Origin of the sequence: Moritella sp. 24, assembly GCF_018219155.1 — a bacterium.
Classification (GTDB): Bacteria; Pseudomonadota; Gammaproteobacteria; order Enterobacterales; family Moritellaceae; genus Moritella.
The window spans coordinates 2087881-2112461 of record NZ_CP056123.1 but is presented as its reverse complement, the minus strand read 5'-3'; the positions used below and the strand labels follow the sequence as shown (position 1 = coordinate 2112461).

Annotated in this window: 19 protein-coding genes; 9 read left to right on the top strand and 10 right to left on the bottom strand. The window is 38.0% G+C overall.

Annotated elements, in window-relative coordinates:
* Positions 1 to 289 precede the first annotated feature (289 nt).
* Positions 290 to 1705 carry a 3-oxoacyl-ACP reductase gene (locus HWV00_RS09520; RefSeq protein WP_211685929.1) on the top strand — a complete coding sequence of 472 codons (1416 nt, stop codon included), beginning with the start codon at positions 290 to 292 and terminating at the stop codon, positions 1703 to 1705.
* Positions 1706 to 1811: 106 nt separating this feature from the next.
* Here HWV00_RS09520 and HWV00_RS09515 read toward each other — a convergent pair whose 3' ends face one another.
* Positions 1812 to 2813 (bottom strand): AraC family transcriptional regulator, encoded by a 1002-nt coding sequence (locus tag HWV00_RS09515; RefSeq protein WP_211685927.1) that lies wholly within the window; start codon positions 2811 to 2813, stop codon positions 1812 to 1814.
* A 449-nt stretch (positions 2814 to 3262) separates the two neighbouring features.
* Here HWV00_RS09515 and HWV00_RS09510 point away from each other — a divergent pair, with 449 nt between their 5' ends.
* The 3 genes from HWV00_RS09510 to HWV00_RS09500 all read left to right on the top strand — a co-directional run bounded on the left by HWV00_RS09510 (position 3263) and on the right by HWV00_RS09500 (position 6586).
* On the top strand, positions 3263 to 3913 hold the full coding sequence (locus tag HWV00_RS09510; protein ID WP_255554992.1) for a MaoC/PaaZ C-terminal domain-containing protein: 651 nt from the start codon (positions 3263 to 3265) through the stop codon (positions 3911 to 3913).
* Positions 3914 to 3916: 3 nt separating this feature from the next.
* Positions 3917 to 5728, top strand: coding sequence for a long-chain-acyl-CoA synthetase (locus HWV00_RS09505; RefSeq protein WP_211685924.1), 1812 nt, complete (start codon positions 3917 to 3919; stop codon positions 5726 to 5728).
* 120 nt (positions 5729 to 5848) lie between these two features.
* Positions 5849 to 6586, top strand: a complete 738-nt coding sequence (locus HWV00_RS09500) for a copper homeostasis protein CutC (RefSeq protein WP_211685922.1) — start codon at positions 5849 to 5851, stop codon at positions 6584 to 6586.
* Positions 6587 to 6603: 17 nt separating this feature from the next.
* On the opposite strand, the gene HWV00_RS09495 is transcribed toward HWV00_RS09500, so the two are convergent.
* A complete protein-coding gene (locus HWV00_RS09495; protein WP_211685920.1) occupies positions 6604 to 6927 on the bottom strand; it encodes an NGG1p interacting factor NIF3 in 324 nt (107 codons plus the stop codon).
* A gap of 94 nt (positions 6928 to 7021) precedes the next feature.
* Between HWV00_RS09495 and HWV00_RS09490 the strand changes: the two genes are divergently transcribed.
* Positions 7022 to 7816 carry a potassium channel family protein gene (locus HWV00_RS09490; RefSeq protein WP_211685919.1) on the top strand — a complete coding sequence of 265 codons (795 nt, stop codon included), beginning with the start codon at positions 7022 to 7024 and terminating at the stop codon, positions 7814 to 7816.
* A 7-nt stretch (positions 7817 to 7823) separates the two neighbouring features.
* Here HWV00_RS09490 and HWV00_RS09485 read toward each other — a convergent pair whose 3' ends face one another.
* Positions 7824 to 10511 (bottom strand): ATP-binding protein, encoded by a 2688-nt coding sequence (locus tag HWV00_RS09485; protein WP_211685917.1) that lies wholly within the window; start codon positions 10509 to 10511, stop codon positions 7824 to 7826.
* A 95-nt stretch (positions 10512 to 10606) separates the two neighbouring features.
* Here HWV00_RS09485 and HWV00_RS09480 point away from each other — a divergent pair, with 95 nt between their 5' ends.
* Both HWV00_RS09480 and HWV00_RS09475 read left to right on the top strand, forming a co-directional pair.
* Positions 10607 to 11086 (top strand): hypothetical protein, encoded by a 480-nt coding sequence (locus HWV00_RS09480; protein WP_211685915.1) that lies wholly within the window; start codon positions 10607 to 10609, stop codon positions 11084 to 11086.
* 3 nt (positions 11087 to 11089) lie between these two features.
* Entirely contained in the window at positions 11090 to 12142 is a 1053-nt protein-coding gene (locus HWV00_RS09475; protein ID WP_211685913.1) for a hypothetical protein, read from the top strand.
* 104 nt (positions 12143 to 12246) lie between these two features.
* Here the strand turns inward: HWV00_RS09475 and HWV00_RS09470 are convergent, their stop codons facing one another.
* Both HWV00_RS09470 and rluF read right to left on the bottom strand, forming a co-directional pair.
* Positions 12247 to 12909: a hypothetical protein gene (locus HWV00_RS09470; RefSeq protein WP_211685911.1), complete on the bottom strand. Its 663-nt coding sequence runs from the start codon at positions 12907 to 12909 to the stop codon at positions 12247 to 12249.
* Between the two features lie 9 nt (positions 12910 to 12918).
* On the bottom strand, positions 12919 to 14118 hold the full coding sequence (gene rluF / locus HWV00_RS09465; RefSeq protein WP_211685909.1) for a 23S rRNA pseudouridine(2604) synthase RluF: 1200 nt from the start codon (positions 14116 to 14118) through the stop codon (positions 12919 to 12921).
* 262 nt (positions 14119 to 14380) lie between these two features.
* On the opposite strand from rluF, the gene HWV00_RS09460 reads away from it, so the two are divergent.
* Positions 14381 to 15229: a S1 RNA-binding domain-containing protein gene (locus HWV00_RS09460; protein WP_211685907.1), complete on the top strand. Its 849-nt coding sequence runs from the start codon at positions 14381 to 14383 to the stop codon at positions 15227 to 15229.
* 124 nt (positions 15230 to 15353) lie between these two features.
* Here the strand turns inward: HWV00_RS09460 and HWV00_RS09455 are convergent, their stop codons facing one another.
* From HWV00_RS09455 to clpS, 3 genes are all read right to left on the bottom strand, one after another.
* Positions 15354 to 15719, bottom strand: a complete 366-nt coding sequence (locus HWV00_RS09455) for a hypothetical protein (RefSeq protein ID WP_211685905.1) — start codon at positions 15717 to 15719, stop codon at positions 15354 to 15356.
* An 89-nt stretch (positions 15720 to 15808) separates the two neighbouring features.
* Positions 15809 to 18082, bottom strand: a complete 2274-nt coding sequence (gene clpA, locus HWV00_RS09450) for an ATP-dependent Clp protease ATP-binding subunit ClpA (protein ID WP_211685903.1) — start codon at positions 18080 to 18082, stop codon at positions 15809 to 15811.
* A 48-nt stretch (positions 18083 to 18130) separates the two neighbouring features.
* Positions 18131 to 18445 (bottom strand): ATP-dependent Clp protease adapter ClpS, encoded by a 315-nt coding sequence (gene clpS, locus HWV00_RS09445; RefSeq protein ID WP_211685902.1) that lies wholly within the window; start codon positions 18443 to 18445, stop codon positions 18131 to 18133.
* A gap of 266 nt (positions 18446 to 18711) precedes the next feature.
* Between clpS and cspD the strand changes: the two genes are divergently transcribed.
* Positions 18712 to 18933, top strand: a complete 222-nt coding sequence (gene cspD / locus HWV00_RS09440) for a cold shock domain-containing protein CspD (RefSeq protein WP_211685900.1) — start codon at positions 18712 to 18714, stop codon at positions 18931 to 18933.
* A gap of 65 nt (positions 18934 to 18998) precedes the next feature.
* On the opposite strand, the gene HWV00_RS09435 is transcribed toward cspD, so the two are convergent.
* Together HWV00_RS09435 and HWV00_RS09430 are read right to left on the bottom strand one after the other, a co-directional pair.
* Positions 18999 to 22793, bottom strand: coding sequence for a translocation/assembly module TamB domain-containing protein (locus HWV00_RS09435; RefSeq protein ID WP_211685898.1), 3795 nt, complete (start codon positions 22791 to 22793; stop codon positions 18999 to 19001).
* Entirely contained in the window at positions 22793 to 24526 is a 1734-nt protein-coding gene (locus HWV00_RS09430; protein WP_211685896.1) for an autotransporter assembly complex family protein, read from the bottom strand. The genes HWV00_RS09435 and HWV00_RS09430 overlap by 1 nt, the downstream gene beginning before the upstream one ends.
* Positions 24527 to 24581 lie beyond the last annotated feature (55 nt).

The following is a 24581-nucleotide window of genomic DNA, read 5'->3' as shown; positions in this document are numbered from 1 at the left end:
GTAACATTGTTGATACAAGTTTAAAATAAAAACTCTAACATGGTTGTTTGTTCACCATTTCTTTACCACTTTCTATCTAATGCAGCGGTATTTAAATGCTAATTTATTCACACTTAATGATTACAAAATCATCATTCAAGTATTATTTAGTTATACTATACCAATTTATAACGTAAACAACTGGTCTATTTATCATGACTTTTTGGCAAATAGGTCATAGCATTACAGTAATTTCTAACACATGCTTCATTTATTTATTAACGTTGTTCACCATCACAAGGATTAAATAATGACGGATACTTATACAAAACTCGCCAATGGAAAATGGACATCAGGCTTATTCAAAGCCCTTAATCTTCCTCAGCCTGTTACGTTAACCCGTTTTTCTCAAGGATCAGACCTGATCTCTGGCCGCTTACTTATTGGCGCAGCGACTAACAGCGAATTGATTAAGCCGATTATAGATACATTTAATGATGCAGATATCAGTATTTCTTATCCTAATAGCACATCGAAATTAGCTAACCTTAATAACCAATTTAATACAACATCTCTCAATGCAACATCAATTAGTTTAAACGCCATTGGTAAGTCGGATAAGTTTAACGGTATTATATTTGATGCATCAGGTATTAAAACCAGTGAGCAATTAAGTGCGTTACATCGATTTTTTCAGCCCGTGATCAAGCAATTATCAGGCTGTAGCAGAGTGATTATTTTAGGACGCCCAAGTGATCAACTTGAAGATATCAGTTATGCGACAGCCCAACGCTCGCTAGAAGGTTTTAGCCGGAGTTTAGCCAAAGAGATAGGTAAGAATGGCAGTACATGCCAGCTTATGTACGTACAATCAGGCAGTGAATCATTATTACAGGCCCCACTTCGTTTTCTCGCATCAGCGAAGTCTGCTTATATTTCAGCACAAGTAATTACTGTAAAACCGGGAACCTTACAGGGTTCAATTAACATCGATAAACCATTACATGGAAAAACAGCATTAGTAACAGGTGCATCTCGTGGTATTGGTGCTGCAATTGCCGAAACACTCGCCCGTGATGGCGCACATGTTATCTGCTTAGATATTCCAGCATTAAAAACGGACTTAGAAAAGATAGCGCATCGCTTAAAAGGCAGCGCTATTGTTGCAGATATAACCTCCGATGATGCTCCTCGTCATATTGCAAACTTTGTACGAGAAAGTTCACTCGATATCATCGTGCACAACGCAGGCGTAACAAAAGATAAAACGCTCGCTCGGATGACAAATAACCATTGGGACATACTCATGGATATTAACTTGTCGGCAATGGAGAGGATCAACAAGCAACTATTGGATGAAGACCTATTAAATAAGCATGGTCGAATTATCTGTGTGTCATCAATGAGCGGTATTGCAGGAAACTTTGGACAAACAAATTATGCAACGTCTAAAGCAGCAGTTATCGGCTACGTAAATGCGATGCAAAAGCCACTCGCCAATAAATACATCACAATTAACGCCGTTGCACCCGGTTTTATTGAAACGAAAATGACAGCCGCGATCCCATTTACAGTACGAGAAGCCGGTCGTCGAATGAACTCATTAAAGCAAGGGGGTAAACCTGTTGATGTTGCAGAAGCTATCGCCTTTTTTGCTCAACCACAAGCTGCAGGTGTGACAGGTAATACAATTCGTATTTGTGGCCAGTCATTAATAGGGGCTTAATATAGTCTAGAAGATACAGCCCTAGAGAGGTTTAACACTCTATAACTGTATTGGAACAATAATGCAGGCTTTATTAAGGCCTGCTATTTAATATATCAGAGGGATATTAATGCGTTGATTTACTACGGCGATATTCAATTGGCGTCATTTGAACCCAACGCTTAAAAGCACGATAAAAAGTACTTGGTTCTGAGAACCCGGTTAAATATACAATCTGATCGATGGATTCATCTGTATTAGCCAGTAATTTCTTCGACAACTCACATCTGAAATCAGCTAATATTTGATTAAAGTTATAATCAATTTCAGCTAACTTAGCCCTTAACATACGCGGCTTCATATCAAGCTCTGTCGCAATGCTTTCTAAAGTAACAACACCAGACTCTAATTGTTGCGCTATAACACTACGCACCTTATCAACAATATCTTGTAATTCTAACTTCGCAACCTTACGACTTGCTAGTTGGTCGTGTAGCACAAATAGCTCTGGCTCAGCATGAGAAGAAGGTCGATTAAGTAAATCCGCATCAAAATAAATGTAGTTATCGGCAGCTGAAAATTCCAGAGGACACGAAAATGCACTTGTATAAGCCGTAACATCTTTAGGGCTTGAGTGTGCAAATGACAGTTTAATCGCCTTAAATTCATTATCGGTTACATATTGGCAAAATTTGAATGCACCTATAATCAAGCAATCATTTAAATGACGGTTTGCATCTTTTGTCATACCATCTAAGTTAACTGATAACCGAGCAACATCACCATCTACATCAATTGACACACTTGCAGCGTCACTGATTAATCGAAAATATTTTATTGCTCGTTCCCAACCCGTTCCAAATGTTGGGCTACTTAAGAAAAGATACTGTAAGACCTGACCAGTAAACACAGGCATACGCTCACCGAGTGAAATACCAATATTGGGATCTTTTGTTATATCTTCGAGAACCTGCCAGAAATGAGTTTGCGCATTATTCGGTGTACGCAGATCTTTATCATTCAATGCATCTTCACTAATGTTGCAACGAGAAAGTACTTCGAGTACATCGATATCTAACTCTTTCATTGCCTCATAAGCAACGCGTAACAACGCACCTGCATCTTGCATAATTATTCCACTTATTAATTTACATCTTTATTTCAGATATTCACTTTAACACTATCAAACGATTGAGTAACACAGTTTAGCTGAAGTATTTGACCCAGCTGCCATAAAGCGATTACTCATTCGCCAATTTAACTTTCAAGTAAAGAGTTTAACATAATTGCTACATATTATTACACGATTTATTGAAGATGAATATTGTCCAAACAACGCACGTAAGCAAGTCACCTTTTATTATGCCTTTATATATAAAAGCACTCTGTCATGCCGTCATTAAAGCCATCATAAAACCTAGGATAAACAACCTGATTTCTGAGCAATACTGTATCAACGCGTTATCAATAAATTTACGCCATTTACAACAATACATTAAATGCTGTGGTTTCAATCATACAGGCTACCTACCTATTACCTACCCATTCGTTATCGCATTTCCACTGTTAATGAAACTGATGACCTCAACAAAATTTCCCGTTTCAATACTCGGATTAATCCATTATAAAAACCAAATAATTCAACATTACCCGATTAAACAAAATGCCATATTGACAGTGACATGTCGGGTTAAACAGGACCACACTTCTAACCGAGGTCGATTCATCCAAGTTCATATTGATATTTTTGAAGATAAAAAATTAATGTGGGAGTGTACCGCAACCTTTTTACATAAATGTCAGAAAAAGCAATATCTCGATAACTCTCATAACTCTAATACAGCCTTCTCGAGCCATGATGAACAAATGATAGAAATCATGCCTCCCTTTACGTTCTCTAAATTTAATGCGCTTAGATACGCTTATATTTCTAGAGATATAAACCCGATCCATCTGCATTATATTCCAGCAAAATTAATGGGGTTTAAGTCTTCCATATTACACGGTATGTTTGCTAAAGCTCACGTCCTTGCCAACTTAGAAAATGTCATTGATATCCAAAGAATTAGCATTGATGTTCAATTTAACAATGCTATTTTTTTACCTGGTGAAGTTTCTTTGAACGCCGCATTATCACCGCAAAACAGCACATTTAAATTAATCAATTCAGAAAAACGCATGACCCATCTATCCGGTGTCATACTCCCTCTCATTAATAGAATGAATTAACTTATGACTATTATAAACGGTAAACAATTATTCAAAAATACAATTAACTTATTAAAGAAACCAAAGCCGATAATTAAAGGCCTGTGGCATTTACAGCAAGCAAAGCCAGAACGTTTTATGTCGATAGGTTTATTGTTAGAACAACAAGCGGTTAAAAATGCAGATCTCATCGCGATTCAGTTTAAAGATCAGCGTTACACCTACGAAGAATTAAATCAGCAAGCCAATCAATATGCACATTTTCTACATGAATCAGGTATCAGTCATGACGATAAAGTCGCGATAATGCTAGATAACCGCCCCGAAACGATTATTATCGCCCTAGCCGTGGTGAAACTAGGTGCGATTGCTTGCATGATTAATACAACACAACAAAACGCAATTCTCGCTCATAGCCTAGCTGTTGTAGATACCAAATTACTTATCGCAGATGAATTATATATATCTACTATTAATGATATAAAACCGAAACTATCTCCTGTATTACAACAGCATATATTCTATATCCCAGCTTTAAAAACACCTGTTAATCCAGTTAAATTCGAAGATTTATCAACACTCGTCTCAAATTATTCGCTCTTAAATCCAGATTCAACACCTACAATACAGCTTAAGCATTCTGCTTTTTATATTTTCACTTCTGGTACAACAGGGCTTCCTAAAGCCGCAAAAATGAGTCATCACCGTTGGTTTAAATCAATGGCCGGTATGGGAATGGCATCATTACGCCTCACTGCCGACGACGTGCTATATCTTGCATTGCCGCTTTATCATAATAACGCACTAACCGTTTCATTAAGTGCTGTATTTGGCAACGCTGCAACTCTTGCTCTATCTGAAAAATTCAGCTCGAGTCAATTTTGGAATGAAATACGCGATCATAATGCCACTGCCTTTACCTACATTGGCGAACTATGTCGTTACCTATTAAACGTGCCACCAAAAGATAACGACAAGCAACATGCCATTAAAAAAATTATTGGTAACGGCTTACGCCCCGAAATTTGGGATGAATTTCAACAACGCTTTGGCATCGAACATATTAATGAATTCTACGGGGCAAGTGAATGTAACCTCGTATTCACCAATGCATTGAACTTAACCCATACAGCAGGAATAACCCCCCTCGCCTTTACTGTTGTTGAATATGATATTGATAATGATGAACCCATTTATAATGAACAAGGGAAAATGATCAAAGTAAAAACAGGTGGCGTAGGGTTACTCTTAACAAAGATAACCAAGCGTTCACCTTTTGATGGCTATACCGATCAAAAAGAAAGTAATAAAAAACTATTCAAATCGGTATTAAAAGACGACGATTGTTATTTCGATACAGGTGATCTGGTTAGGTACCAAGGGTTCAGACATATCGCGTTCGTTGATAGGTTAGGTGATACGTTTAGATGGAAAGGTGAAAATGTCGCCACAACACAAGTCGAGGGCCAACTAAATGACTTTAACCAGGTTGATCAGAGCGTCGCATATGGCGTTGAACTCCCCCATCATGATGGTCGAGCAGGCATGGTTGCGCTAACTCTAAACTGCCCTATTCTCGAATTTTCAGCATCTGAATTCTATAAGCATGTAACAGCGGCACTACCAAGCTACGCGCAACCTATATTCATACGTTTACGTGCCCAACAAGAAATAACAGGCACGTTCAAATACAAGAAAACAGATTTGAAAAAAGAATCCTATCACCCTAATTCCTCTGACGAAATTATTCTTATAAAAGATACACTTCAGAACAGTTATACGCTTTTAGATAGTACCTCTATAGTATCAATTGAACAGAAACAGTTATCTTTCTAGTCGTAAACGTATAATTTTTTGCCATAATCATTGATCTAGGCGACCTTAGTCGCCTTTTACCCTTTCATATAATCTAAAACTGCCTATCCTTATCCTATTATTTTTGATAAAGAGAAACATATGACAATTACAATAGAGGTATGTGTAGATAACATAGAGTCACTTGAGACTGCGCAACAAGCTGGCGCAGACCGTATTGAGTTATGTTCAGCGTTAGCATTAGGCGGTTTGACCGCAAATGCAGGGTTTGTACAAAAGTCTCTTGATCTAGCAACCATCCCCCTAGTCACTATCATTCGCCCACGAGCTGGGGACTTTGTATATAGTGAACGCGAAGTTGACATCATGGTTTCAGATATCAAATTTATGAAGTTACTTGGTATTCAAGGTGTTGCTATTGGTGCATTAACACCTGATGGTGATATTGATGAGGTTACACTGAAGCGTTTGATGGCAGCATCACGCGATCTAGAGGTCACTTTCCATCGTGCATTTGATTTATGCAACGAGCCAAAGCAAGCGTTAGAGATCCTGATCAATGCAGGATGTGATCGTTTATTAACATCGGGACAGCAAGAAAGTGCGGCCCAAGGCTGTGAGCTGATAAAAGAATTAATCACTCAAGCTGGCGATAGAATCAGTATTATGCCTGGCGCAGGTGTTACTCCCGAGAATGCAAAACAAATAATAACGCAAACACACGCGAAAGAATTACACTTATCAGGCAAAACGACAAGGAAAAGTGCGATGAACCCACATGCAGCGGTTCAGATGGGGTCAAACCAAGAGGCCGATAATTTAATCTCTATCACTTGTGCCAAAACAATTTCAGATCTAGTCAGCGCAATTAACAACTGACCACGAACAATACAGAGCTAAGGTAAATCATCTATGCTTAGTGTTTGAAGTATATGATAAGCTGGCTCTTCATAAGGGTGTGCAGATATTAACGCATTAACTGCTGCCCTTATATTACCTGCTGTACAAACCATTTCGACTCTAAACTCATCGACTAACTCAATTTTATCTAACGACCCAATATGCGGCTGACTACCAAGTAAAGGTCTAAACTGACCCGTGCCTAAACATTGCCAAGCACAACTATCATAATCCCCTATCGTTCCGGCGCCAACATTGAAAAGGGCTTGTTTAACCTCTTCCACACTTTCTTTTGGAACATAAAAAATAACAACAAACATAAAAATAACCTACTAACGATTTAAGAAAAATATTTTGTTTTGCGACACACTAAGGTTTATATTAACAAAATCAATAAACGAAGGCTGCGACCCTGTGCAAACAACAATGAATAGTAACCACAATAGCGATGTTAATCCATTTCAAATCTTCATGCTGATCTTATCACTCCATGTTGTAGCCTCATCACTCATGCAACTCATATTTACACTTTCACCTAATGTGGTTGAAATATTAACGAGTGTGGATAACATCATTTGTTTATTCTTTTTTACTGACTTCGTCATTCGCTTTTACCAAGCAGAGAATAAATTACAATTTATGAAATGGGGTTGGATTGACTTGCTCTCCAGTATTCCAATGGTAGAGCAGCTCCAATTTATCCGAATTATTCGTATTGCGAGAATACTCAAAGCCATAAAACATATTAGCTCCTCTAAAATCATGTTCAAAATGATATTTGAACATCGATTTAAAGCCACATTCTCTTTAGTTTCCGCAATATCATTTGTACTTGTTACGCTAGGCGCTATCGGGATTTTATTATTAGAGCAAGGTGAAGTGGGAAGTAATATTAACAATGGCATAGACGCGCTATGGTGGTCATTTGTCACAATCACAACTGTCGGTTATGGTGACTACTACCCTGTGACAACTGGCGGTCGTATCATTGCCGCATTATTAATGACAGCTGGTGTAGGACTATTCGGTACATTCACCGGTTTTATTTCATCATGGTTTGTCGACGGTGGCGAAGACGCGAAACAAAAACAAATTCCGAATGCGGACACACTCCAGAATGACATTACGGATTTAAAGCAGGATATTGCTGACTTAAAAGAACTAATAAATCAGCAATCCCAACTTTTATCCTCTAAAAAAGAAACCTAACATTGTGTTAAGCAACACTGGCTAGTCGTTCTATTTTTTCGATTAACACATCTTTCTTAAACGGTTTAGGTACATAGTCATTCATCCCAACATCGAAGCAACGTTGAATATCAGCATCAAGCACACTCGCCGTTAAAGCAATTATTGGCGTTTGTGGCGTTGCAGAAGTCTTTTCCCATTCTCTAATATGCTCTGTCGCTGTGAAACCATCCATAACCGGCATCATACAATCCATCAAGATCGCTTTATATTTGTGCTCGCCCGAAGATACTTGAGTAACAGCCTCCTCACCATTATTGGCAATATGGCTGTCGTAACCACATTGTTTCAATAATAGCGTCGCTACTTTTTGGTTAATTAAATTATCTTCTACAATAAGGATTAAAGGGTTAACTGTCGTGCGAGCCTCAATGTCGGCTTGATCATGTTTTTCACCAATAGTCGTCTTCTGTTGCACTGACTGTTGTGACTCTTTCTTATTGATTAATGCCGCACTAATTGTTTTTAATAAACGATTACCAAGCAATGGCATTGTAATTAAGCCATCAATTCGATTATCAAAATCATACTGCTCATCGGCATGTGACTGCACCAAAACAAACGTATTGTTAAGTCTTAGTTTATTCAAAAGGTCGATGTCTTTTAAGGTTAAATTAATACTGTTTTGACAATACATAATCAGGTGCTCATCACCCTTATTCACCGTAATCAGACTCGACAAATCTTGCATATACGGCACAGTCGTTATATCAGAGATATTATTACGCGATAGCTCTGCGCATATTTCATCACTAAACTCCATTTCATTCGCAATCACGGTTACTTTGGTGTTGGTAGCTACAATTTGTTGAACCCGAGTATCAATTACAAAATCTGCTGATATAGTAAAGTAAAAATCACTGCCTTTGCCTTTCTCTGAGGTAATATCAATTTTCCCTCCCATTAACTCGACCAACTGCGTACTAATCGCTAAACCAAGGCCTGTTCCGCCAAACTCACGGGTAATCGATCCATCTTCTTGAGTAAAGGGTTCAAATATTTTCTGCTGCTTATCTTCTTCAATGCCCGTACCTGTGTCTGCGACGGAGAAGTATAATTCACATCGATTATCTTCAAGCACTGTACAATTTAATGTAATACAGACTTGGCCACTCTCGGTAAACTTGACCGCGTTAGACAATAAGTTCATCAATACCTGACGTAACCTATGCTCATCAAGTAATAAATCATTCGGTAAATCAGCCGCTATATTAACAACGAGATCGAGATTTTTGGCTGCTGCACTCGGAATCACAATCGCGACAGTATCGTAGATAACTTCACGCAAATTACAGTTATGATGTGAGATAGCAAGGTGCCCTGATTCAATTTTAGAAAAATCAAGAATATCATTAATTAATATAAGCAGGGTTTGCGACGAGTTTTCGATGATCGCAAGATGGTCTTGCTGTGTCGGTGTTAACTTGGTGCTAGACAAAATGTTAGACATGCCAATCACGCCATTTAACGGTGTTCTAATTTCATGTGACATATTAGCGAGGAATGAGCTCTTCGCGACATTTGCTTGTTCTGCTGACTCCTTCGCTTTAATTATCTGTCTTTCGTTAGTGTAACGTTCCTCAATAAGTTTATTTAACATTTTTGCGAACGCACTAAACTCATCGTTACCATCAATCTTGATTTTTAATGAATAGTCATGTGTATTTTCAATATGCGTCAGTGTTGTAATAATTTCTTTCAAATTTCCCAAAATACGTTGTATTAACATCCAACCGAGGTAAGAAGCACACAAGAGTAATGCTGTAATGAAAATGGAAAAGGCAACAACATGCATTTTAGCTTCAGCTACTTTGGTTTTAATCTTGATTGATAAGTTTGCACCTACATTTGAGACAACCTGATTAATTAAGGCTAAACGTTTATCTAACGCAGAAATATCATAATCACTTGCTGTTGCTTTAAAGTGGTCGTTTTGAATTAAGTTACGTAATGCATAACTATCGATAAATGCCTTATCAGAAAATGTACTCTGTAATAATGAAATTTGATCGCTATCCGCGCTAATTGTTATAAAGCGTTCGATAAAAAGTTGCTGCCTTTCAACAATTGGCTGCAATAAAGACTTTATATCCACACCAGCATCACGAACAATCAGGTTGATATACCAGTTCTCTTCATTTGCCCAAAAGTACAACCACTGGAGTTGATATAAAACCTCAATATTGCTTTCTATTGTCTCGTCATTAATATCTAATTTGTTTTTTTCTAATATAAGCAGTAATTGGCTTGTTGAATCAGATATCCAACTAGACCAATCATTCACATCAACTGCATCAAGGTAAGTGAGCTCATCTTCAACACCTTCAAGGTCAGATAATAACTCAACAGCGAGGCTGCCATCTTGTAACGCTAAAGGCGCGAGTTGCTTTAGTTTATTAATCGATGTCGTGAATGCACTGAGTTCCTCTTTATCGATAACGGAATCATTCGATAGTTTGCTTACTCTTAAGCTATGCAACAATGAATTTAAATGCAATGACTCAGTAAGGAGTTCAATCCTGTATTTGAGCTTATTCAGTTGATTTAATGTAAACATAGACTCACTGACTCGATCGCCAATCAACAACGTGAGTAACAATAATGGGCATAATAATAATATTATTAGCCGTTTTTTGATCGATAGCGTATTAAGCATAAGTTTTTGACTTCCATGTGAAAATTAATTTGTTATTTAGTCTTTTTCTTACTAACTTAAATGATAGGTAACAGAATTGAAATTAGCAGGTAAACATGTTTAAAGGATTAAACTTACGCAATTTTTGCGTCACACTACTCACTTTTTCACTCTCGATCTCTTTTTCTGTCTTCGCTAAAGAAGAAATCAAGGAAGATGAGGGACGGAGTTTTGCAGTCTTTTCATTAAACAACTCTTTTCCCGAGCTAAGTAAAAGCAAGGTAAGGATGATCTATAAAGGAAAGGTTAAACGTATTAACAAGAAAAACATTAACCTTGTTGATTTAACCGATGACACCAATGACAAAGCCGATTTTTACCAGGATTTACTTGGGAAATCGTTATCACAAATGAATGGTTATAGAGCAAGTTTGGCCTTTTCAGGAAAAGGGAACTTACCTGTGACAATATCAGATAATGATATTGCATCCATACTCGATTGGTTAGAAGAGAATCCAAATGGCATTGCATACGCCACGATAAAGTCTTTACCAGAAGATGTTAATGTTTTATTCGTTTTAACTCCGGAGGAATAAAGCATGAATACATCACAAGCCTGCTTTATAGCTACAACACTATCAATGAGCGTATTCAGCGCAAATGCTAAAATTAACCTTACGGATGACATTTCGTTAAGTGGCTTTGGTTCAACTTCGATAACAAAATCTAATAATGCGACTGCATTATATGTAAACCGTGAAATAACGGATGAGACTTGTTACGATTGTGACACGACCTTTGGCTTACAAGGCGATATTCGATTTACAAATAATTTCAATGCTTCTGTGCAAGTTGTTAAGCGTCCTCAAGATGAATGGTCATCACCTGTCTTAGAATGGGCATACCTTGGTTACAACGTATCGGATTTGAACTTGAAAGTTGGTCGCTTACGCTTGCCTTTATTTTTAAGCTCTGAATATTATTACGTAGGACAGGCATATACCTCTGCGCGACCTCCGCAAGAAGTATATAACTCCATTCTCGGGATTACATCTTACGATGGTATTTCTGGCACTTGGGATATTGAGGTAAATGATGAGAGTTATTTAACCATCACGCCTTATGTTGGGATAGAAAGTAACAGTGAAGTTAACATTGGTGCATTGCTGTACGATTTTAACGTCGAAAAAACGATAGGCTTACACACTGAGTTAAGTGGGTTTGATTATCGAATCATGTTCAATTACGCTCACTTCAAATACGCAGTCGATGTAACAACGCCACTAGGTACTCAGCAATACCCTGCTGATAATATCAATATTTATACGATAGGGGCTGAATATTCATTTGATCAATTAGTTCTCACTTCAGAGGTGCTGATAGATACGATGCATTTCAATTGGTATACAAGCTTGGCTTATAATATGGATAAATTCACGCCCTATGTAACCTATGCCGAATCACACCATAGCCAAAAAAATAACTCGCTTTTAGTCGGGGTTCGTTATGACTTAACGACAACGGTGTCATTAAATGCAGAATGGAAATATACAGATGCAAACAATGGCAGTAATGGTGAGTTAATTTCTAATCCAGCTGATGGGGATACCGATGCTCAATTATATAGCTTGATGGTTAATTTTATTTTTTAGGTATGACGCCCAGCAAGTATTATTGAATAACTCAAAGTATTTAACGACTCTGAGTTATTCAACTCATCACAACGAATTCGATGACGAACGTCTATTCGTGCTGGTTATACTTCCGATAGACTTTCTGCGATATCAGCCAAAATTTCAGCCCGCTCAACGGCAGATATACTAAGATAAAGACGACTTACTCTGATTGCATAACTGAACTTTTCTTCACCAAGCAGTTTAACGAGTTCAGGTAATAGTAAAGCATCAAGGTGGAATGTTTTGATATAGTGCTCAACCGCATGGTCAACACTTACAAAACGAGTTCCATCGAATTCAAAGCCACTATTTTCGTCATCTGCAACCAAAGGGATACCATCTAAACATAACGTCCATCCAGTATAGTTAATCCTTTCTTTTGCAATCGTGTACATCATCCAAGCACTACGCTTGAAACCTTCAAATGCAGCGCCTTCGAATTCTGATTCCTGCAGTTCTTGCTCTGTCCAATTTGAACCAATACTTAACGCTTTTTGATATTTTCGCGTTAACGCTGCTTTAACAGCCTTTTGATATTGATAAACTGAATGACATCGTGCTTTTTTGACAAAGGACTGACATTCAATACAAACAGGGACTGATAAAGGAGAATGAGAGGTTTTGTTTATATCATCCACTGAAAAAGGAATGTTGACTGTTTCATCCGATGGTTCGCCACAAAATAAACATGTGTAGCGAACATCAAACGGAATGTCAATTTCAGGATACTTATCGACTGACATTATACAGCGTTACTTCTTTTTCAACGACAACGTGCCTTTAACACGTGGTGCTGCTGGACTCGCTTTAGCATTAGCCAACTTCGCTTTCTCACGTTCAGCAATAATACTCAGGCGCGTAGCTGGTTTTCGCTCTTTTCTCTTCCCTGCTGACTCAAAACGCGCTCTTGATGCAATTTGTTCATCAGAAAAAGAGGTTGGTTTATCTTGCTTAACTATATCTGAAGACACATCAGATGAAACATCAGACGATGCTGCATTTTGCGTCCAGAAATTAGATGTTGATTCGTCGCTCTTATCTAGAGCAGCAGCTGTTTCATCTTGCTGCCAATAATCAGAACTCGTTTCATCATTCAAAACTTGGCCAGGTGTTGCTGCATAATCGCCATAACCAAAACGTTTCTGGCGTGCTGCACTGTTTACACCACGTTTAGAATGTACACCTTTTGTTTTTGGTTTCGCTTGGCCATAATCAGACGCTTCTTCAGTACTGCTTGAACCTTCAACCATATTGTTGATTTCTGCCATTTCTTTATCTGTCAGTAAACGCCACTGACCTGTCGCTAAGCCTTTCATATCAATATTCATGATACGCGTTCGTGTTAGCGACTTAACTTGGAAGCCAAAATGTTCACACATACGACGAATCTGTTGATTTAAGCCTTGTGTTAAAATAATTTTGAATTCAAAACGACCTTCACGTGTCACTTTACATGGCTTAGTGACTGTATCTAAGATTGGAACGCCACGAGACATACCCGTTATAAACTTATCTGTAACCGTACTATCTACTTTAACAATATATTCTTTTTCATGTGCATTACCTGCACGCAGAATTTTATTAACGATATCACCATCATTAGTCAAAAAGATAAGACCTTCAGAAGGTTTATCAAGACGACCGATTGGGAAGATACGTGTACTGTAATCAATTAAATCAATTACATTACCTTGAATATGGCGCTCAGTTGTACAGGTAATACCCGCTGGCTTGTTTAACGCAATGTAGATACGCTTTTGCTTGGCTTTTACTGGTTTACCGTTTACTGAAACCATGTCGCCATCTGACACTTTAGTCCCCATTTCAGGGATTTTTCCGTTAATGGTTACACGACCTTGCTCAATTAAGCGGTCTGCTTCACGACGAGAACAATAACCCGTGTCGCTGATGTATTTATTAAGTCGAGTCTGTTTAATGTCTTGTTGCGTCATGATAATTTATACTAATATTAAGGGAATTAGGAATTGCGAAAAGGTTTTGATAATGAGAACTTCAGAAATACCGCAATTAAGTGCGCGAAGTATAACAGAAGGCATTATTATCAGGCAATATTAGTGCATAAATTTAACCTTTCAAGTTATTAATATTAATTCAGCTTCAAATATTGGGCTTTTTTCGCGCTTCATGGTACATTGCCCGCATTATTGGGTGATCTACTATAACCCTCATTATTTCAATACAGAGCATAGCACTATGGCAGAATTAGGTAAGTTAAATACCTTAGAAATTATCAAAGAAACTGGTTCAGGTTTCTATCTGGACGGCGGAGTATTGGGTGAAATTCTTTTACCTTTTACAAATGCACCAATAAATGCAGATATCGGTGATGATCTTGAGGTATTTATCTACCTTGATTCAGAAGACCGTATCATTGCAACCACTCAAAAAGTACTTGGCGCAGTTGGCGAATTTGTCATGCTAAAAGTAAAACAAGTAAACAATGTGGGTGCATTCCTTGATTGGGGCTTAGACAAAGATCTTTTAGTTCCATACAGCGAACAACGCATTCCATTACAAGTGGGTCGTGAATACCTTGTTGCTATCTACCTTGATCGCATTCATGGTCGTATCACAGCAACAACAAAGCTAGATCGTCATGTTGACAATACGCCAGCACGATACAAATTACATGAAGAAGTTGAAATTACGCCTGTTGATCCAACTGACCTTGGCTATAAAGTTATTGTAAATAATAGCCACTGGGGCGTTGTGTACAAGAATGAAATGTTTAAGAAATTAAACCGTGGCGAAAAACAAAAAGGCTACATTCAAAAAGTACGTGAAGACGGTAAAATTGATATCTTACTCAATGAACCTGGCCACGGCAAAGTATCTGATTTTAGCCAAGTGTTATTATCAGAGTTAAACAAGCATGGCGGCTTCATGGCTGTTACTGATAAAACAGACCCAGAAACAATCTCTCGTTTATTTGGTGTAAGTAAAAAGACATTCAAAAGCGCTGTAGGTCAATTATTCAAGAAAGGTATCATTGATATCGTTAAGACGGGTAACGTTGGCTTACAAGTTAAAGACAGTGAATAATATACGCTATACATAGTTGCATACTATCAGTAAAAATAGATTGCACTAAAAGCGCATAATAAAAATGGAAGCCAATTGGCTTCCATTTTTCGTTTAGGTTGCTTTATCAAGATAACATTAATAACTAGTGAACAATTTGTGAAATGGCGACATTAGCCTGTTTATCCATTTCAGCAGAACCCAATATCATTATTAACTCATCATCAGAATAAGCAGATAAATCGTTTGCTTGCTCAATAATATCTTCCATGACAGAGTTTACCTCACCATTATGCACGCGATGCCATTGATAAAAACTAATGAGCAATACTTGTAATACGTAGCCTTCATCTAATAAGGCCACATCAATACCACTTTCTAATGCTACCGCTTCCAATGTTTCGATATCAAAGGAAATGCTGCCATCATCGTCAAGTTCAAGTCCTAATGAATCAAAACTGATCCCATCTGGGATACTAATTTCGACTCTAGTTAATGCGGAAATATCCATTTTGCATTCCCTCTTTAAGTCAAGCCTAGGTACAAAGTAACACTAATTTGAAAAAAAACAACCTTATAGCAGATTCAAAAATTAACTAATTATGTTTCTGTTGCAGTCACTTTTACATCCGTGAATGTGAATTTTAACTCATCATCACCAAGCTGAATATCAACAGCGCCACCACCAGCTAACTTGCCAAATAAAATTTCATTAGCAAGATTACGCTTAATTTTATCTTGAATAACACGCGCCATTGGTCGTGCACCCATCGTTTTATCGTAACCCTTATCAGCCAACCATTTACGTGCTTCGTTTGATACATGTAAGGTTACTTGTTTATCATCCAGCTGCGCTTCTAGTTCGACTAAGAATTTGTCAACGACCATATGGATAACATCCAAGTCAAGGTGATTAAACCAGATGATGTTATCAAGACGATTTCGGAACTCAGGAGCAAATAATTTGTTCACTTCACCTAGTGCGTCGCTGTTATTATCTTGCTCTTTAAAACCAATCGATTGACGAACTGTTTCAGTCGCACCAGCATTCGTTGTCATAACAAGAATAATATTACGGAAATCAGCTTTACGGCCATTGTTATCCGTTAGTGTACCGTTATCCATCACTTGTAATAACAGGTTAAATACATCTGGATGTGCTTTTTCAATTTCATCAAGCAATACAACAGCGTGAGGCTGCTTAATCACAGCGTCTGTTAATAAACCACCTTGATCATAGCCAACATAACCAGGAGGTGCACCAATCAAACGAGATACCGTATGACGTTCCATGTATTCAGACATATCAAAACGGATAAGATCAACACCCATGATTTTAGCTAATCGCTGCGTCACTTCTGTTTTACCAACACCCGTTGGGCCTGCAAATAGGAAAGAACCAATTGGTTTTGCTTCAGCACCTAAACCTGAACGAGATAAACGAATTGCATCGGTAAGCACTTCGATCGCAGGATCTTGCCCGAACACAACCATTTTCAGGTTACGTTCTAAGTTTTTAAGTACATCGCGGTCGTTTGAAGAAACTGATTTCTCTGGAATACGTGCCATTTTAGCCACAATAGACTCAATCTCACCAACACCAATCGTTTTCTTACGTTTAGACATAGGTAATAAACGTTGTTTTGCACCCGCTTCATCCATGACATCAATTGCTTTATCAGGTAGTTGACGTTCATTAATATATTTAGCTGATAGCTCTGTTGCTGCACGTAAAGCTTTCGTTGTATAACGTACATCATGGTGATCTTCGTAACGAGATTTCAACCCTTGTAGGATTTTAACCGTATCATCAATCGATGGTTCAACAACATCTACTTTTTGGAAACGACGAGCAAGTGCACTGTCTTTCTCAAAAATCTGGCTGTATTCCGAGTATGTCGTAGAACCAATACAGCGTAACGTACCATTACTCAATAAAGGCTTAATTAAATTTGCAGCATCAAGTTGTCCACCCGATGCGGCACCAGCACCAACAATAGTATGAATTTCATCAATAAATAAAATTGCATCATCATGCTTTTGTAGCTGTTTCAATAACGATTTAAACCGTTTTTCGAAATCACCACGGTATTTAGTACCTGCAAGTAATGCGCCTAAATCCAGAGAGAACACTTGCGTATTCTTCATGACGTCAGGCACTTCTTCATTAACGATTCGGTATGCTAGGCCTTCTGCAATCGCAGTTTTACCTACACCTGCTTCACCTACAAGTAATGGGTTATTTTTACGGCGACGACACAAGATTTGAATCGTGCGATTTAACTCTTCTTCACGCCCGATGAGAGGGTCAATACGCCCTTCAACAACAAGCTTATTGAGGTTTGTTGAGAAGTTTTCAAGTTTAGTTGATTGATCTTCAGTATCATTAATCGCTTGTTCTGACGAATCATGGCTATCTTCAATCCCCGGTTCTTCATCGTTTTTACGAATACCGTGTGAAATGAAGTTGATAACGTCTAAACGGCTCATGCCTGATTTTTTCAGAATATAAGCGGCTTGCGACTCTTGCTCACTGAAGATTGCAACAAGTACATTTGCACCTGTTACTTCGTTATTTCCTGAAGATTGAACATGGAATACAGCACGCTGTAACACTCGCTGGAAGCCAAGTGTCGGCTGAGTTTCTCTATCTTCATCAGATTCAGGCAGAATAGGTGTCGTTTGTTCTAAAAAGAGAAGCAGTTCATCGCGAATGGCATCGACATCACCAGAGCAACCTTTGATTGCTTCACAAGCCGATTTATTACTTAATAGTGAAACTAATAGATGTTCGACCGTCATAAACTCATGACGATTCTCACGTGCAGTTTTGAACGCTTCATTGAGCGTAACTTCTAGATCTTTGCTTAACATAGGCATCTCCCTATAACTACGTGTTGCGTAATATTGTCATCATTACACTTATACTTGTTCCATGGTACATAATAAGGACTGTTCGTTGTCTTTTGCATATTGCATCACCTGTGATACTTTTGTCTCGGCTATCTCAGCCGTAAATACACCACAAACCCCTCTGCCCCTATAATGAACAGTTAACATGATTTGGTTAGCCTTATCTATATCCATAGAAAAAAACCTTTGTAGCACATCTACAACGAAGTCCATTGGAGTATAGTCGTCATTATTCAAAAACACTTTGTAAAATGAAGGCGGTTTTATCTCTAGCTCACTTTCTATACTTGTTTTGAAATCAATCAGTTCATCTAACTTACTCATAATTATATCTTAGTACCTATCACAGATTTGGGCTAATAACTTTCAACCTTTCGTCTAAGTTTACCTCATTTCAATCATTTTTAGGAATATTAACTTGACTATAGTAGCGAATAAACTAAATTTATTAACAAGATGTATCATTTAATTAACAAGTTAATGATCTTTTTATATACATCTTATTCCCCATCGATTAAAAGGGGACATAACGTTTAGTTATCAAACAACTTGCAATAAGGTCGTTGCAACAAAAGAAAGGATGCAGAGGTATGGCAACCGGTACGGTTAAGTGGTTCAATAACGCTAAAGGATTTGGTTTCATTTGTCCTGAGGCGGGTGGTGATGATGTTTTCGCTCATTTTTCTATTATACAAATGGACGGATATCGTACATTAAAAGCAGGACAGCTCGTTGATTATGAGATTGATGAAGGTCCAAAAGGATCTCACGCTATTTCAATTTCAGCTCACGAGGCAAGCGATATTAAATAGCTTATCGTTCTATTTTGATAAAAAGCAGCCTAGCTGCTTTTATTTTATCTATAATTCGACTTTATTTAACGGCTAAATTTGTAATACAAATCCACTGCACTATCAACACCACTCACAAGTTCAATATAAAGCTTTGGTATGATTTCATAGCGCACTACAACTTCACTTAACGCAGAAAACAAACCGATACCATAACGAATTTGCACGCCAGGTAATACATAACCACTTACTTCAACACGCGTATCATTCCCCTGCCCTCGAGTATCAATAGCAAAGTCTTTTACACCGAGTGTATCGCCTAAGAAACTGATCACATCTTTACCCTGTCCAAGACTAGAACCCACCAGCATTGTTGTAATGACAACATCTTGACTCGTCTCATCTTCAGAGTTCACATCTCGCCCACGTAGCAAGTAAGAAATCATGCGAGTTTGCTGCATTTCTGGTTCTGAGAATATCGTAAATACAGGTTTTTTTACCGGCCCGATCAATCGAACACCAACAATAACATTATCTTCGGTCAGCTCTGTATTACGGATTGCCTCAACATTAATATAAGGATTATCCACTGAACCTGAAAATACAATTTGTCCTTTTCGTATATAAAGGTCTTGTCCAAACGATCGATAGCGACCATCTTCGAGCTGTAACATACCATCAGAAAACAAGTTACCGTCTTCATCTAAAATAATACTAACGCCACCTGTAATACGAGATTCAAGCCCAAATGAGTCAATTTTAACATCATCTAATAACTTAATATTCACTTCTACATCGAGTGGATAGTCCTGTTGTTCATTGACATTATCTGCATCAATAATAATGACATCATTAGAGACTTGGATTGCAGTTTGGGGCAGTTGCTCAACTTTAATTAACGCATAAGGTATAATAATGTCACCAGTCACTTTCGCGCCGCTTTCATTTCCGGTAATTTTTATTTTAGGACTGAAATGTAACTTCACTCCTTTGTTATCATCAAACTCAAAATTATCACCGTTCAACAGCATTTCATAATTAAATCCATCCCCCCAAGCAAGACTGCCTATCACACTAGCGGTACCCTTACCTGAATTTGCACTCCCCGTAATACTTGCCTTTTGACCACTTGATTCAATATTAAATTGAAAATTTTCTAACGTGACAGGCAATTCATCCCCTGACAAATAGCCATTATTAATATTAAACTGCCCAATTATTTCTGGGTTATCGAGGGTACCATCAACAATACCGGCACCGGATAAAACGCCATTAAGCACGTCGACTTGGTAGATAAGAGGTTCAATGAACGCAAGATCGATATCAATTATATTAACATCACCACTTAGTGCTCGTTGACCAAAGATATCATCCATACGAATGTTACCCGTCACCCCGCCTAATTCATGGGAACTGACATTGATCTTCGTCGTAAGAGTCGATTTATCTAAGCCAACATCCATTGTCAAAGCTTCAAAGTTTGCAATACTGCTTTCTTCTTCATTATATATAAGTAATGAACCATCCGTAATGTCGATTTTAGAAGTCAGTTGTAAGACTTCCTTACGCCAAGTAATGGTACTACTGATATTCAACAAACCTTCAATTTCAAGGTTACGTGCAGTGTCTAAGCCCAGCTTATTAATATCGTAATTATGCAACTCAAATTCGAGCTTATCAGCTTCATCAAGTTTCCCATCAAAGCCTAAACAAAATTTTGCTGTTTTTTCATTCCAACAATGCTCTGCGACAGAGAGGTAATAATCTTTATTAGAGAAGGTAAAGTTTACATCCGGATCAATGATCCAATTGCCGTATTCAGAGTTAATTCGTCCTTTACTTACCTTACCCTGCCAAATATCACCCAACCAAAAACCATTAATCGCCAATACTGCATCATTTTTTTCATTCTCAACACTTACGCGAAGTCCGTTAGTGTTTTTTTCCGCGGTATAATCAAGCTCGATTTTATTAATAACCTGCTCACCAATAGTAAGCGTTTCACCAGTAAGAGATATCATCCCTTCAGGGCGCTCAGCCAAACTTATTTTTCCCGTTAGATCCGCACGTTTTAATTTATTATCTTTAAATAATACATTGTCGGTAAAAAGATCAAAGTTGAACCAAGGTTTATCCTTTTTACCGATGACAGTAAAATAACCAAATGCAGCCCCTTTAGCGTCCGCTAGATAAGGCGTAAAAGATTTAACATCTATTTCACCACCTAATTTAAACTGCTCATTAATAATGCCATCAAGCCTAACCGAATCCTCTCCGCGCGAAAGAGAAAAGCCATTTAAGTTCCAATATAAATCTTGGTTTAGCGTGAGTGCCCCTTCCAATATTAACGGGTAACCTTCCACGTCTGCAGTAATATCAATGCCATGAATATTAAGTCGCCAATCGTTATCTGAAGCAGGACTAAGTTTAAAATCAACCACAGCTTTACCATTCGGTTGCAATTTAACATCCGGCCAGTACTTTTCTAACTGCACACCTTCAGCGCGAATGTTGCTATTAACAGTGATGCCATCAGACCAATTAACAACACCTGACGCGATTGCTTTCCCACCAAGCGTTTGAGCATTCACTTTTGATAGTGATAATCCTTTTAGCGTGCCCCGGCCTTGAGCTTTGAGGTCTAATGGTGGCGCATGGTCGATGTCTAACAATCCCGATATATCAATTGCATAATCATCCAAATTACCTTTTAAAGATAATTCTCCGTCCAGTGTTTTGATATAAGCAGGTGTGATTAAGGGCCAGCCTAATTCCAGCCAAGTGGCATCAATAATAAACGGTAAACGAGGCTCAAATAATGCGAGGGATGCATCAACATGTGTATTTATAGCGCCCGACGTATTAATTGCTAAGCTTATTTTTTCTAGGCTGCCACCAGCTTTCACATCTATAGTAAGTTGATTGAGTAATTCCGGTTGCTTAAGTACGGTACTGACGTTTGCAAACACGGGATAATCTTTCTGTAACAAGATCTCACCACTCACACTGGTATCAGCCTGTGGCATATCAACAACTAATGTCTCAATGTTAACTTCGCCGGAATCAATGAACCCAATTAAATCAATTGAATTAAAATCTAAAAATAATTCATTAATTTGAACCTGAGATTGGTTAAGTTTTGCTTGATAAACATCGACGCGTAATGGGATTGATACCTGATAAAGTTGAAATTCATTCAATATTTCAGTAACGATATCTAATTGTTTATTCGCTTCATTAATATACGCAGAAGATGTCGGGGTGAGAATATTGTTAGTGGCTTGCGCTGTTGATGATTCAGTTAATACTTGTACAAATACATTGTTCGTGAACAACTTAGTGACTGTGATATCTCTACCGTGTAAATCAACTGCGCCCTCTAATCTATCGGCCGTTACCTTGGTGTTTGCGACATCAACATTGATATTACGAATATCTATACTTTTCACGCTAATTAGCAACGGGATGTTCAATTGCCAATCATTATTCATCATTTCATCATCAATATGAGCAATGCGTGTTAGTGCATCACCTAAATCTACGCCTAAAAGCGTATTTGACTCTTTAGCTAACGCCATTGAATAGCTGACTGTATCTGCATCTATGTTATCAACACAGATCTCGGCACTTAATAAACAACTTAAATCAATATCATAGTCTAACTCAGTAATCGAAAATTGAAATAACTCCCCTTGCCAATCAATTGTTTGCCAGCGAGCCTGGTGTAATAACGAGCCTTCTGTTAGCACTAGACGTAAAGGTAATTCCGTTTTTTTGAGTTGCTCAATAATATATTGATTGCCAGAGTGACTACCAAGTAAAGCGGTTAATGATCCTATAATAAGGATAAGGAAAATAAAGAAATATTGAATAAACCGCATTACAATTCAGGCCCGATATATAAATGAAAGGTATACTTCGTATCTGTATCTGAGTTAACAGGCACTGCAAAATCAACTTTTACTGGACCAATAGGTGTCATCCAGCGGATACCCGTTCCCACACCGATACTGACAGGTTCAGAAAAATCATTCGTTGATGTACCAGCATCAGCAAAAACACCAACACGCCATTTCTCTGCGACTTGATAGCCGTATTCAAATGAACCCGCTGTTAAATACCGCCCACCAATATACGCATTATCCGCATCAACAGGTGTCACCGTTTCGTATTGATAACCACGAATGCTCTGACTACCACCAGCGAAAAAACGCATTGACGCAGGAACACTTTCGATTTCATCGACATAGATAGCGCCTAAATCAACACGCGTTGTAAAAAAGTGGGTCCTATCAATGGAGCGTAAGTACTTTGTTCTACTCTGGAACTTAGCCATATTGATATCAGCTCCCCAATAAGGGCTTGCAGCCTCGAAGCTGAAGAGTTGTTGATTGCCCCAGTAGGGATCGACACCACCTCGCTGCGTTGTTTTTGCAAAGCTCACACCCGGTAATACCATAATGCTACTACCGACTTGGCTACCCTGTACGAAATTCTCTTTTTCCAGTTTTATAAACCAAGTACGTAACCATTTTGATTCAAGTTCGAATTGACGCTGCAGCTGTAACGTAAATAGTTTACTTTCGGTATCTTCATTATCTTTACGTTGAAAACCAAATTGGATCTTTGCAATATTAGTAATGGGATCCTCAATAGGAATATCATAATCAAACGTGAACTCTTGCTGCACTGTTGAGTATTCAAATTCAGCAGAGACACTATCACCTCGGCTATTAATCCAGGGTTTCTTCCAACCTAAAGTCCCCCTAAACCCGACATCACTTAAATAACCAACACCAACTTCATAGGTATTACTTGGATGATTAATAACAGTAATGATAATCGGTATTTTACCATCTGATCTACCATTGATATCAGGAATAACGGAAGCTGATTGAAAATATCGACTGTTAAAAAGTGCTAAACTGTATTCCGCAACCAAATGAGATTCATATTCTTGCCCAACGCTGAATGTAGTCAACTCTGACACAACAGATTCAGATTTTGTCGGGTTAGATAGTACGGACTCACCAAATACATAACGTTGTTTACTATCAAAAATAAGATCAATATCAGCGCTACTCTTTTTTACACTCACGCGTACTTCGCTTTTTACCCACTTACCATCAAAATAACCTCGTGCTAATGCAAGTTTACTTATATCGGCCTTAAATTTGTCATAGTTAGCATGTGATAAATTACCTCCAGATTGCAGTGGCATTTCACGTAACAGTTTAACAAAACTTGGATCGTGTTTCGCCTCACCATTAATCGCTACATTCACAGCTGAAAGCTTAACCCTTTCTCCCAACTTTATTTTAATAAATGTAATGAGTTCGTCATCGTCAAGAGTGAGGTTGATTGTTATATCTGGACGATAGAAGCCAAAAACTTGAATAGATTCGATAATACTCTGACGAACTTTAGACTCGAAGTAGCTGTAATTATTTCCTTTCGGAATAGAAATAGTCGATAGATATGAATTGACGTTATCTTCGATGTCACCAGAGACACCCTCAATATCGAAATCAACACTGGAAATAGCAAACGCGGAAGAAGAGAAAACCGAAGAAGATAAAAATAGAACGAACGCGAATATAGCTGGTATTTTCACTAACTGAGTACCTTACTTAGCACAGTTCAAATGATGAATCGCACTTTCCATGTAA